Consider the following 12,900-nt stretch of genomic DNA (forward strand, 5'->3'; position numbering starts at 1 on the left):
GGATTGGATTGAACCAGTTTTGGACACCATTGGACTCTGTATTAATTTTATAGTCTCCTTGTCCAATATAGAGTTGAACATTTTTACCCTCGACTTCTTTTGTCCACCAATCAAGAAGTTTGGCATAGTCAGCTACTGGCAATCCTATATTCCAATATAATTGAGGGGCAATGTAATCAATGTATTCATTATTGATCCACGTTCTGGTATCCGCATATAAATCATCATAATTCGTTTGTCCAGCGGCAGTGTCAGATCCTGTGGGATCAACTGCTTTGTTGCGCCAAACTCCAAAAGGACTTATACCAAACTTCACATATGATTTTTCTGCCTTGATTTTTTTCATTTATCTGCTTAACAAGGTTATTTACATTATCCCTGCGCCAATCCTCCACATTTGTAAATCTATCTGCTCCATATTTTTGATAGGAAATTTCATCTGGGAAAGGTACTCCTGCAATCTTGTAGGGATAGAAATAATCGTCCATATGGACTGCATCAATATCATAATTCTTAACAACTTCCATTATTCCATCGATCACAAACCGTTGTACGCCAGGAATGCCTGGGTCAAAGTACAATTGTTGTCCATATGGTATGACCCAATTCGGGTGCTTTCTARCAGGATGTGATTCTGGAAGATTATCAATATCCSATAATTCAGCTGTCTTACCTAAAGGCATGGTAATGCGATATGGATTAAACCAGGCATGAAATTCCATATTACGATCATGTGCTGCCTCTACCATGAATGCAAGAGGGTCATACCCAGGGTCTTTTCCTTGGACTCCTGTTAAATATTTTGACCAAAGACCGTATTCAGAAGGGTAAAAAGCATCTGCAGTTGGTTTAATTTGCATAACGACAGCATTCATCCCCATTGCTTTTTGTTCATCCAAGTATTTTATGAATTCTTCTTTCTGTGCTGATATGGATAAACCGGGTTTGGACGGCCAGTCAATATTTAACACACTTGCAATCCAAGTTGCGCGCAGTTCCTGTTTTACATAAGTAGTTTGTTGGGGAATAGTCCCGGATTCTGCATTTGCAATCAAATCGGATGGAAGGAGAAGTGAACCTCCCACTAAAGCGGCTAGCGCTAATGATCCTAATTTTCTTTTTGTAATTCTTTCATTCATCAATAGTACAACCTCATTTCATTACTAATATTTATATTTAATTATTTGTAAGCGTTAACAAATAATGAATATATGAATTTGTCACCTATCCGAATAGAATTAATGTCTAATCAATAAAAGGATCATGGGTTTGGTTCATGAAAATAGCGGTTTACATTTTTAGTAGAAAGTTAAAATAATTTTATGTATCTTACGTTTATTCTAAAATTAATTTTTAAAAATGTATACACAATATTGAAATTAATTTTTAATAATGATATATTCTCTATAGCTAAAAAAGTTTCACCACTTTCACCACTGAAATAAAAAAGGATGATATGTATGCTAGAGCATTTAACGACAGAGCGCCGTAATGAAAAGACCATGAGTTTGGATGAAATGGGAACACTTGAATTTTTAGAGGTAATGAACGAAGAAGACATTAAAGTTGCCCATTGTGTGAAAAAAGAACTTCCGCAAATTTCTAAAGCCGTGGAGATGATCGTCGAAGCCATGAATAAAAACGGCAGATTAATTTACATGGGTGCAGGAACAAGCGGGCGCATCGGTTTATTGGATGCAGTAGAATGTCCACCGACATTCAATACCGATCCGAGTGAAGTAGTGGGTCTTATAGCTGGTGGGGAAAAGGCTTTCATTAAGGCAGTTGAAGGTGCTGAAGACAGTTTTGAATTAGGTCCTGAAGATTTGAAGAAAATCGAATTAACAAACAGGGACGTCGTAGTGGGCATTGCGGCTAGTGGACGCACTCCATATGTTATTGCTGGCTTGGAATATGCTAATCAAGTTGGTGCAGGAACTGTGTCGATAAGCTGTAACAAAGGTTCAGAAATAGGTAAGATTGCAAAAGTTGCGATTGAAGTAGTAAACGGGCCTGAAGTCCTGACGGGTTCTACACGTTTAAAAGCTGGAACATCACAAAAGTTAGTATGCAATATGCTTTCCACCGCCTCAATGGTTGGAGTGGGTAAAGTTTATGGTAACTTAATGGTAGATTTACAGTTAACTAATGAAAAGCTAGTTGAACGCGCAAAACGCATTATCATGGATGCTACTGACTGTAGCTATGAAATTGCAGATGAATTTTTAGAAAAGGCACATGCCCAGCCCAAAATTGCAATTGTCATGATTTTAACGAATGTATCGTATGAAGAAGCCTCAAATCGTTTAGTGAAGGCACAAGGATTCATAAGAAAAACGATTTAACGCTTTTAAAAAAAAGGCTCTTTTCGTAAAGATTGTTGTTTTTAAAACGAAACTATTTAAGGGTGATTGGAGCGGAAGTGCGAGACTCCTGCGGGCTCACCGCCCGCCCCGCGGAAAGCGAGCATCTGGAGGGGAAATCAACCACAACTCACTACCTGGTAAATAGCAACAAAGTATGTGAAAACAGCCAATAAAAAAAATAAAAAAAATTGGAGGAACAAAGAATGAAGGTTTTATTCGTATGTTCAGGTGGAATGTCTAGTGCAATCGTTGTAAGCGCTTTAAAAAAGGAGGGGGAAAAACAGGGTGTAACTATAGAAGTATTGGCAGTCGGCACTCAAGAATTTGATGCAGAAGTACGAAATGGCTGGGATGTTGCAATGGTAGCTCCGCAAGTCAAACATCGTTTCGATGGCTTTAAGGCATCTGCAGATGAAGCGGGCGTCCCATGTGAAGCCATACCAGCTCAAGCTTACAGCCCTCTTGGCGGACCTAAGCTACTAAAACTGGTAACGGAACTAGCAAAATAATAAACTAATTACTATTTCTTTTCACTAAACGTAAAAGGGGAAAACACGAATGGACAAGTTTGTAGCTTTTTTAGAAAATAATCTTTCAACACCTATGGCTAAATTGTCTGAGCAAAAACATTTACGTGCAATTCGGGATGGTGTGGTTTCTGCGTTACCATTCATCATTTTTGGCAGTTTATTCTTGATCATTGCATTTCCGCCCGTTGCAGCAGATACTGCATTAGGTGAATGGTCTGCAAAACATATAGCAGAAATTTTAATACCATATCGATTAACGATGTTTATCATGACGCTATATATTACTTTTGGTATAGGCTACAGCTTATCTCAAAGCTATAAACTTGATCCGCTATCTGGAGGTTTACTATCATTGGCAGCCTTCTTGTTCACAATTGGTGTAGAGATGATGGATGATGTGGGGTTTGTTTTGCCAATGACAAATCTCGGAGGCCATGGCCTTTTTGTAGGAATGCTTGTATCCATTTTTGCTGTCGAAATTCTACGTTTTTGTAAAACAAAAAATATCACGATTAAAATGCCGGATTCTGTTCCAACTTCAGTAGCTCGTTCATTTGAAGCATTAATTCCAGTTTCAATTGTCCTGCTTGTCATGACTTTAATTACAGTCGTTTTTGCTGTTGATTTACATTCACTCGTTGATAAAGCGGTTGCACCACTCATCAGTGCAGGCGACACATTGCCAGGTGTATTAATTCCAGTATTTTTGATTACATTCTTCTGGTCATTTGGTATTCATGGCGTTTCAGTGGTAGGTGCCGTAGCTCGTCCGGTATGGGAAGTGTACTTGGGGAATAACTCGGCGGCAGTTGCAGCTGGAAAGGCAATTCCCCACATCGCTCCTGAAACTTTCTTCCAATGGTTTATTTGGATTGGCGGGTCTGGTGCAACTTTGGGTTTAGTAATAGCCATGCTCTTAACGGCAAAGTCTACCTATAGTAAAGCAATGGGGAAAGCAACAATTGTTCCAAGCATTTTTAACATCAATGAACCTGTTATCTTTGGGATGCCAATTGTACTAAACCCGGTACTGATCATTCCATTTATCATTACACCGCTAATTGGTGCGACACTTGCATATATTGCAACATCCATCGGACTTGTGAACCCGACATATGTAATGGTTCCCTGGACATTGCCCGCTCCAATAGGCGCCTACCTTTCAACTGGCGGTGATTGGAGAGCCATCGTTCTCGTGATGGTGAATTTAACCATTTCCGTTATTGTTTATCTGCCATTCTTTAAGATGTACGATAAAAAGCTTTTAGCGCAGGAAAACATGGTAGAAACAACAGATAGTAAAAATATTGCTTTATAAGGAATGCCTAAAAGGGAGTTTGGGACTAAATGCTCCAAACTCCTTTTATGAATTGAGAGGGGGGAAAGGACATGACTTCAACTTCCAGAATCCACTTTTTTAGTTACAAAAGTGCCTTTCTATTTTTTAGCTTCATTCTTGTTTTTAATTTTATTTTTAACAGATTAATGGATGCCTTTGAAATAAATAAACAATTCTCACTATACTTGGGAAATACCTTTGCCATAAGCGCAGGATTAACGATGGTTGTTTGTTTTGTTGAAGGTAAGTTTAAAAACAAGAAACAAGCATCACTATTATTCTTGTCTTTATTAGCGGTAAGCGCACTGGTTTGTTATGCAATCATCTATAAATGAATGAAAAATTCAGATTAGCTTACGATGAGGTGTTAGGGGAATGGAAATGAAAAAAGGGCTGAAGATTGCCACAATCGGCGGAGGCTCCAGTTATACACCAGAATTAATAGAAGGTTTTATTAAACGATATGATGAGCTGCCTATTAGGGAACTGTGGTTAGTGGATATTGAGGCAGGAAAAGAAAAACTGGAGATTGTAGGAACATTGGCAAAACGGATGGTTGAAAAAGCAGGACTTCCAATGGAAATACATCTAACGCTAAACCGTCGTCAGGCCTTGCAAAATGCTGATTTTGTCACAACGCAAATGAGGGTGGGTTTACTTGATGCACGAATCAAGGACGAGCGGATCCCGTTGGAATTAGGCTTAATTGGTCAGGAAACAAATGGTGCAGGAGGATTGTCCAAGGCATTACGAACTATCCCCATTCTTCTGGAAATTGCAGAAGAAATGCAGGAGCTCTGCCCTGATGCATGGTTAATTAACTTCACAAACCCGGCTGGGATGGTAACGGAAGCCCTTCTCCGCTACAGCAAGCATAAAAAAGTCATTGGTGTATGCAATGTTCCATTTAATATGCATATGTCTATTTCCAACATGCTTGGTGTTGATATGAAAAGAGTGCACATAGATTTCGCAGGGTTAAACCATATGGTATTCGGGATGCATGTGTTCGTTGATGATCAAGAAGTAACAGATAAAGTGCTTGAAATGCTGGGCAATCCTGAAATTCAGCTGACGATGAAGAATATTGCCCCATTAGCTTGGAACAGAAGGTTTTTGAAATCTTTAGGTGTTGTGCCTTGCCCGTACCATCGTTATTATTACAAAACTAAAACGATTTTAGAAGAAGAGTTGGAAGCATTCAAATCTGGGGAAACTCGAGCAGAAGTTGTGAAAGAATTAGAAGTAGGTTTGTTTGACCTATATAAGGATGAAACCCTTGACATCAAGCCTCCACAACTAGAGCAGCGCGGTGGAGCTTACTATAGTGATGCAGCGTGTAATGTCATTTCTTCTATTTATAATGATAAAAAAGATATTCAAGTGCTAAATGTACAAAACAAAGGATCGCTTACTGATATTGATTATGATTCAGCTGTCGAAGTAAGCTGCATTGTCACCAAAAATGGACCAATTCCTTTGGCTATGGGTAAATTACCCGTACAAGTGCATGGCTTGATTCAACAAATCAAATCATTTGAAAGAATTGGTGCAGAGGCAGCCGTTACAGGTTCTTATGATAAAGCGTTATTAGCTTTAACGATTAACCCGCTTATTCCAAGTGATGACCTGGCGGAAATTGTTTTACAAAAACTGTTAAAAGTGCATCGAGAATACTTACCGCGATTCTTCAGTGAAAGTGCAGTATCGACATCAAGTTTCGTTGGATTACAGCAATCCAATGAAACTTCATAATCTAACATAAAATTGGAGTGTAGTGATATGTCAACTGAATTGAACAATAATGAAATGGGAATTTTTGAAATAATATCACATAGTGGAAATGCAAGAGGATTAGCATTCGAAGCACTAAAAGAAGCGGAAGAATTTAATTTTGAAAAGGCAGAGGATCTAATTAAACAGGGCCAGGAAGAATTGAACTTGGCCCATAAGACACAAACCAAGCTCATTCAAGCAGAATTGAATGGAGTTCCAAGTGAGAAAACTTTATTAATGATTCATGCACAGGATCACTTGATGACGGCAATGAGTGAACAAAAACTAATTGAACATATGATTCGCATTGTAAAAAAGCTAGCCCCACAACAGTAAAGAGGTGATTAAATAATGGGTAAACTCGGTATATCTATCTATCCAGAGCATTCAACCGTTGAAAAAGATATCGAATACATTGCACTTGCACACAAATATGGATTCAAAAAGATCTTTACTTGCCTGCTTTCTGTCGAAGGTGACAAAGAAAAGATTTTAAAAGAATTTAAAGAAACGATTCGTTTTGCCAATCAATTGAATATGGAAGTGATGGTCGATATTGCTCCCCGAGTATTCGGTTCACTAGGCATTTCTTATGATGACTTATCGTTTTTTGCAGAATTAGGTGCGTATGGAATCAGGCTGGACATAGGTTTCACAGGTAACGAAGAGTCGATTATGACACATAATCCATATGATCTAAAAATTGAAATAAACATGAGCAATGCAACAAAATATTTAGAAAATATTATCGATTACAAACCAAATAAAGAGAATTTAGTTGGATCGCATAACTTCTATCCTCATCGCTATGCAGGATTGGGCTATCCTCATTTTATAAAATGCTGTGAGTCATTCAAAAAGCATAATATCCGCACGGCAGCTTTCATAAGCTCCCATGCAGCAACGTACGGACCTTGGCCTATAATGGAAGGATTATGTACATTAGAAATGCACCGGGAATTACCCATTACAACTCAAGCGAAACACTTGTATGCGACAGGGTTGATTGATGATGTAATTATTGCGAATGCCTACGCATCTGAAGAAGAATTGAAGCAGCTTAGCCAGTTAAACAGAGGTCTATTAACATTTAATGTTAACCTTCACGAAACCATAACAACTTTAGAGAAAAAAATAGTATTGGAAGAATTCCATTTTTACCGTGGAGATGTTTCCGATTATCTTATTCGCTCGACTCAATCACGCGTGAAATATAAGAGCGACGAATTTAAACCAACATATACGCCTGATATTAGACGCGGTGATATTTTAATTGAAAATGAGCTCTATGGACAATATAAAGGGGAATTGCAGATTGCATTGAAGGAAATGAAGAATTCGGGAAAAACAAATGTAGTGGGCCGAATAGCAGAAGAGGAAATTTTTCTCCTCGATCATTTGGAACCATGGGGGAAATTCCAATTCAATATTAAATGATCAGGGAAGGAACGGTGATATTCCTTCCTTTTTTACTGAATAGGAGAATGATATGAATTATATTATCGGTGTTGACGGCGGGGGCACTAAAACTGAAGCAGCGGCTTATGATTTAGATGGTAATAAAATAAGTGAAGGCAAAGCTGGGTTTGGAAACCTGCTTATAAATGAAAAACAAGCCATCGCTAACATTATACAGGCAATTGAACAAAGCATAGCTCCTATTGATAATGGTAGCTGCCATTACATTTGCTTAGGATTAGCCGGGTATGGAGGAGTTGAAAATCCGCAGGGCATAAAAAGTGCATTAAGAAAGGCATTTAATGCCCCGTTCACGATTGTAAATGATGGAATTATCGCTCATGCTGCTTTACTAAAAGGAAATGATGGCATTTTGACCATATCCGGAACTGGATCTGTAAGTATCGGCATCCATAAAGGTATCGAGAAATCGGCTGGTGGCTGGGGACACATTCTTGGGGATGAAGGAAGTGGCTATTGGATCGCCATGCAGGCTTTTATAAAAATGACGAAAGAAGAGGATGAGGGAGATGACTATAGCCTTTTAACCGAGACAATACTTAAAAAACTTGGGCTTCATAGTGTTATGGAACTGAAGAAATTCATTTATTCCGCCACGAAATCCGAGATTGCCGCGTTTGTTCCCCTAATTGTCCAACATGCGGAGGAGGGCGATGGCTCCTCGCAAAATATTCTGAATCAGGCCGGGTACCACCTTTCAAAACAAACGCTTAAGGTTATCAAGAAGTTAAAGTTAAGTGAGAATGTTACAATTGCAATAAAAGGTAGCATATTGACAAATATACCATTGGTGCAAAGCTCTTTCATCAATCATATTAAACTTGAAAACCCAAATGTGAAATTTGTTGTAGAAGACGTATCAGCTACCTTGGGTTGTTACTACATAGCAATGAAGCATTTAAAGTAAGTAAAGATCAAGGAGAGTAAATCATATGCCCGTCGAAAATATTATATTGAGAATTGAAAGTTTATTGAACCAGTTGCCCAAATCAGAAAGGAAAATTGCACAATATATCTTAGAAAATCCACAAGAAATTATAAGAATGACGATACATGAATTAGCTGACCATGCCAATGCCAGCAGTTCGGCCGTAACGAGATTTTGTCATTCAATAAAAGTTAACAGTTTTTCGGAACTGAAGGTATCCCTATCATCCCTAATTTCCCAACCGGAGAAAAAAGGTTTCCATGACATTGAGCCTAATGAAACAATAGCGTCCATTAAAAATAAAATAGTCTCCAACTCTGTACAAGCTATACAAGAAACGGCACATTATTTGGATGAGGCCGTTCTTGACAATATCATTGAAACCATGAGGAGTGCAGATGTAATTTATGTCTATGGTTTAGGAGCTTCATGGCTCGTTGCTGAAGATATTACACAGAAATGGCTACGGTTAGGAAAGATTGTAAGTGCCAATCAAGACCCGCATATTACGGCCACTGCGCTTGCTGCATCATCAAAGAACACCGTTTTTTTCTGTATATCCAATAGTGGCGAAACTGAAGAAATTCTGGAACTCGTTGATATTGCTAAAGCATATGGAATTAAAACAATTGGTTTATCGCGGTTGGGGAACAATGGACTAACTAAAAAAGTTGATATGTCCCTAAATCATGTACGTGCACCGGAGGCTAAGTTCCGAAGTGCTGCAACAAGTTCGCTTTTTGCACAATTTCTAACGGTCAGCATTATTTTCTATGCGTATGTTTCAAAATTTTATAATGAAAATAAAAATGAAATTGAACGTTCAAGGGAATCTGTATTGAAATTCACCAAAAGAAATTTGGATACTTGAAGGAAGAGGATTTAAAAATGATGGAGGAGGGCATTCGCTTGGATTGTGAATGCGCAGATATATGCGGAAGAATCAAACATAGGATGTACGCTTTTTCAAGGAGTAAAGAAACGTTCCAGGATTTGGCCTAATTAAAACAGAGAAAAAGCCCTCCAAAAAGGTTTTGAAGGGCTTTTTGGCTGGCCAAAAATTAAAAACATGTTTTTTCCATTAATCGGCTTTTTTGATTACTCATGGTGTTTAGCATAAGAAGATTATTAGTAGGCGATACCTACACGTGATTTTATATAATCGCTACTTTTTATTAGACTAAATGTAAACTCTGCTGTATCCGGCACGGATATTTCTAAGCCGTCCTCCGGCAAAAAATTACCTTCTACACGATATTTACCTACACTTTCCCCATTCGGCAAATACGTAGGACAGACAATAGTCCATTCGAGTGGTGACTGTTTGAGCATATCGTAAACTTTATGATGTTCTACCGCTGCACGGGTAGACTTACGCTTTGATTCACTTGACTGATAACGCAATGAATTTGGGGTGGTTCTGCTTTGCAGGATACCTGCAGTTCCTATAGTGATAATTCGTTGTATTCCTTCTTCTTCCATTGCTTCGATAATTAGTGGCATACTTTCTGATAGAGTGGTTGTCCCATCAGTATTCAGCGCACTAATAACTACATCAATCCCATGCATTGCATGTGAGATATCACCTTTATTTAAAACATTACCTTGGATAATAGTTAAATTTTCACAATTTATTTGAAGCTTCTCTGGATTTCGAACTAATACAGTAACATGGTGTCTATCATGAAGGGCATAAGTAACTATTTGACCTCCAACTCGTCCAGATGCACCTAATATTAAAATATTCATGAGAATGAACCTCCTTTTTACAAATATTACACTACACTTTAAAAGTTATTATATCGTCTTTTTTAACTAATGATAGCCTTAGTGCAATAAGTCATCATAAGATAATCAAACTTTTTTATAAAGAAAAGGAAGAACCTATGAATAGGAGGAGAAATAAAGATGAAAAAAATGGCCCAGGTTCCAAAAACAGAAATTATTAACGATGATATAATGTTAGACTTTGGAGAAGAAGTCCCGATTTTTGGAATAGAGTTAGAAGGAGAAACTGCAAGGAAAATTGAACTGATTGCTAATAAAGTACACATTAGGAAGTTACTACTGATGGAAAGACTTATTATTCTTTTAGACTGAATGATGAAATAATAAGAAATTCAATTCCTCATCCTAATGTTGAATCAATAGTGTTTCATTTTTCGGATACTAACTGTGAAGATTTTTTAGGTATAGACCTTTTTGCTTCTAAGTCTTATTCCGAGCAGTACCTAATTGGTAAATAAATAGTTCTTCATTTACTAACGGGTGCCTGTGCGGCCGAGCCTAGGTCGTATCATATAGCGGGTGGATTCCCGTCGAGTAAGAACTAGCCATTCGTTCGTAGCGAGTCTTGGAGGGCTAAAGGTAACGTTAGTCTTTAAGCGTAGACAGTTAGGTGGCGGGCCGAAAGCCAAATGGTTGAAGGGATTGAGCTCCATAATGTTAGTAAATCGAGAGGGCTGATGCCTTACGCGCAGCAGAATGCTATATTTTATCCTTCGTTAAGGGCAAGATGGATAAAACCTCTCTGGGGTCTAAGACCTTGGCACGTTATACACATCGATATGATACGGCAACTCGGGAGACCCTACCGATCCGTGTAGGGAGTTGGGTAGCAGCGTAGTACCAATGAAGTTGGGTAATGCCGTTGGAGGAAAGGCTAGCTACCAGTTATCGCCCTTACTAGGGAAACATTTACTACACTCAGAGGCAGGGATAAATGGAAATACGACTAAGGATAGCAGAATTAGCAAAATCTGAATCTGAGAGATTAGCTACATTTCGTGAATGGTAACGAGGAGGAGCCGTGTGCGTGAATAGCGCAAGCACGGTTCCGTGAGGTTCCCTTCTACTCGGCTAGCGTCATAAAAAGACCGCCAATTGGCGGCCTTTTGAACGTGCGATTCTTTACATAATCATACGTTTACTACAATAAACAAAATTACAGTCAAAAATAATCCCTTAAAATTTTTCTTTACTACGGCTTGTGCTCGGTCGGCAGTTGCGACGAAACTTTTAAAAAATATCACTATTTTCCCATTTCTTTTAAATAAATGAGAGAATAGTGATTTTAAAAATCCTTCACCTGGTCATTGGCGATCTCCCATTATTTGATTTCGATCGCCGAAGCCTTATTGTCCCAATCCGAAGCCATATTAGCAGTTTTACCATACCAATCGGAGTGTCTAAAGGAGACTCCTCTGCCATACCCTTGAGATGAAGTATGCTCCCACAGCGTCGTCGAATAGCTTGAAGAAGGTGACGCCGTACTTAAGGAGGAAATTCTGTCATTCCAGCTGGAAGACAAGTTTGTAAAACCGTCTCTCCAATAAATATAATTCCCACCTTTATTTTTATACTCATAGAAATCGGTACAACAAGAACCGCTGCCCATGGTAGTGACTTTGTTTTGAAGTCTCTGTTTATCTTTTTCGATAAATGCCAGCAAAGTTTCCCTGCTCGTAAATCCATATGCCAACCAATCGCCCTCATTATTCTGTTTAGGAAGAACCATTGTTACTTTTATTTCTTTGTTAGATATGTTACTCACTTTGGCCTGGGAATCCACATCTTTTCCATCTACATTTAAATAATGGAACGATTTAATCGTATAATCCTTTTCTGCATTCGTCTCGGCCTTCGATACTGGTGTAAATCCCATGGCAACGAAAAGACAACATAATATTACGGAAAGACAAAGTTTTATTCGCAATTTCTCCACTCCCATATTATTGAAATTTAGATACTTTGGCCGGAAAAAGTGGAAGTTGACAGCCACTGCGTAAAATCTTGACGGAATATCCGATACCGGCTTGTACACGAATGGCTGAATTCCACTTTTATTAATATTCCCTCCTTCCGGCTTCGCTCCCCAGCCGTTTATACGAAATGTGTCAAAGGATGATTCTCCTCTAGTCTACAGTGTATATTATTTCCATACAAGGATATATTTTACTATATCGTTAATTTATCAGGAGGTAAATTCTCTTATTTTCAAAAGTGTTTTTTAAAGTATTTCACCATAACCAAGAAGCTATATACCAAAAAAAAACGAAAAACATACGCTAAGCAAATTTCGAAATAAAGAAAGCCGATTTTCCCTACACTAAGGAAGTATCAGCTTTTATTCGTTAAATCACTTATACAATAATTCGCTAATTTCTTTTTTCTAGTTCGAGTGAAATATAATACGACACTGGGTTCCTGGTTGAGGTTTACTATCTATGTGAAGATCTCCGCCATGAGCTATAAAAATTTTGTCTTGCAATAGCCAGCCCTAATCCAGTTCCAGAATTATTAGAAGATACATCGATTGTCGGTTACAAAAAGTTTAACGGAGGTGAAGGGGAGGACTTTTTATTAATATCAATGGGCAGTGAAAGAATGGGAAATACCATTTATCTTATTGAACTCCATCAGTTTGATACGAATATCTCTCGAAGCTCACTTATTCGCAGGATTTCATAACCCTTGTAATTG

At 38.2% G+C, this 12,900-nt stretch carries 13 protein-coding genes and 2 pseudogenes; 12 read left to right on the top strand and 3 right to left on the bottom strand.

Annotated elements, in window-relative coordinates; translation table 11 throughout:
• Positions 1-1,139: pseudogene (locus AC1DVK_RS25010) on the bottom strand (glycoside hydrolase family 10-like protein); the annotation flags it as partial.
• 321 nt (positions 1,140-1,460) lie between these two features.
• On the opposite strand from AC1DVK_RS25010, the gene murQ reads away from it, so the two are divergent.
• From murQ to AC1DVK_RS25065, 11 genes are all read left to right on the top strand, one after another.
• A complete protein-coding gene (gene murQ, locus AC1DVK_RS25015) occupies positions 1,461-2,345 on the top strand; it encodes an N-acetylmuramic acid 6-phosphate etherase (protein ID WP_089363464.1) in 885 nt (294 codons plus the stop codon).
• A 35-nt stretch (positions 2,346-2,380) separates the two neighbouring features.
• Entirely contained in the window at positions 2,381-2,539 is a 159-nt protein-coding gene (locus tag AC1DVK_RS25020) for a hypothetical protein (protein WP_477627643.1), read from the top strand.
• A gap of 30 nt (positions 2,540-2,569) precedes the next feature.
• Positions 2,570-2,875, top strand: coding sequence for a PTS sugar transporter subunit IIB (locus AC1DVK_RS25025; protein WP_061463755.1), 306 nt, complete (start codon positions 2,570-2,572; stop codon positions 2,873-2,875).
• A 49-nt stretch (positions 2,876-2,924) separates the two neighbouring features.
• Positions 2,925-4,214 (top strand): PTS sugar transporter subunit IIC, encoded by a 1,290-nt coding sequence (locus AC1DVK_RS25030; RefSeq protein WP_410861733.1) that lies wholly within the window; start codon positions 2,925-2,927, stop codon positions 4,212-4,214.
• Positions 4,215-4,285: 71 nt separating this feature from the next.
• Positions 4,286-4,570: a hypothetical protein gene (locus tag AC1DVK_RS25035; RefSeq protein ID WP_410861734.1), complete on the top strand. Its 285-nt coding sequence runs from the start codon at positions 4,286-4,288 to the stop codon at positions 4,568-4,570.
• A 40-nt stretch (positions 4,571-4,610) separates the two neighbouring features.
• Entirely contained in the window at positions 4,611-5,990 is a 1,380-nt protein-coding gene (locus tag AC1DVK_RS25040; RefSeq protein WP_410861735.1) for a 6-phospho-beta-glucosidase, read from the top strand.
• Positions 5,991-6,017: 27 nt separating this feature from the next.
• Positions 6,018-6,347, top strand: a complete 330-nt coding sequence (locus AC1DVK_RS25045) for a PTS lactose/cellobiose transporter subunit IIA (protein ID WP_477627644.1) — start codon at positions 6,018-6,020, stop codon at positions 6,345-6,347.
• A 15-nt stretch (positions 6,348-6,362) separates the two neighbouring features.
• On the top strand, positions 6,363-7,448 hold the full coding sequence (locus tag AC1DVK_RS25050; RefSeq protein ID WP_410861736.1) for a DUF871 domain-containing protein: 1,086 nt from the start codon (positions 6,363-6,365) through the stop codon (positions 7,446-7,448).
• A 52-nt stretch (positions 7,449-7,500) separates the two neighbouring features.
• Positions 7,501-8,397, top strand: a complete 897-nt coding sequence (locus AC1DVK_RS25055; RefSeq protein WP_410861737.1) for an N-acetylglucosamine kinase — start codon at positions 7,501-7,503, stop codon at positions 8,395-8,397.
• A 25-nt stretch (positions 8,398-8,422) separates the two neighbouring features.
• Positions 8,423-9,289: a MurR/RpiR family transcriptional regulator gene (locus AC1DVK_RS25060; RefSeq protein ID WP_089363458.1), complete on the top strand. Its 867-nt coding sequence runs from the start codon at positions 8,423-8,425 to the stop codon at positions 9,287-9,289.
• A gap of 20 nt (positions 9,290-9,309) precedes the next feature.
• Positions 9,310-9,420: a hypothetical protein gene (locus AC1DVK_RS25065; protein WP_477627645.1), complete on the top strand. Its 111-nt coding sequence runs from the start codon at positions 9,310-9,312 to the stop codon at positions 9,418-9,420.
• A gap of 126 nt (positions 9,421-9,546) precedes the next feature.
• On the opposite strand, the gene AC1DVK_RS25070 is transcribed toward AC1DVK_RS25065, so the two are convergent.
• A complete protein-coding gene (locus AC1DVK_RS25070) occupies positions 9,547-10,167 on the bottom strand; it encodes an NAD(P)-dependent oxidoreductase (protein ID WP_410861739.1) in 621 nt (206 codons plus the stop codon).
• Between the two features lie 159 nt (positions 10,168-10,326).
• Between AC1DVK_RS25070 and AC1DVK_RS25075 the strand changes: the two genes are divergently transcribed.
• Positions 10,327-10,518 carry a hypothetical protein gene (locus AC1DVK_RS25075; RefSeq protein WP_410861740.1) on the top strand — a complete coding sequence of 64 codons (192 nt, stop codon included), beginning with the start codon at positions 10,327-10,329 and terminating at the stop codon, positions 10,516-10,518.
• A gap of 1,009 nt (positions 10,519-11,527) precedes the next feature.
• Here AC1DVK_RS25075 and AC1DVK_RS25080 read toward each other — a convergent pair.
• Positions 11,528-12,043 (bottom strand): annotated as a pseudogene (locus tag AC1DVK_RS25080) (hypothetical protein); the annotation flags it as partial.
• Between the last annotated feature and the right edge of the window lie 857 nt (positions 12,044-12,900).

It is taken from the genome of Peribacillus sp. P4_B1 (genome assembly GCF_056402395.1).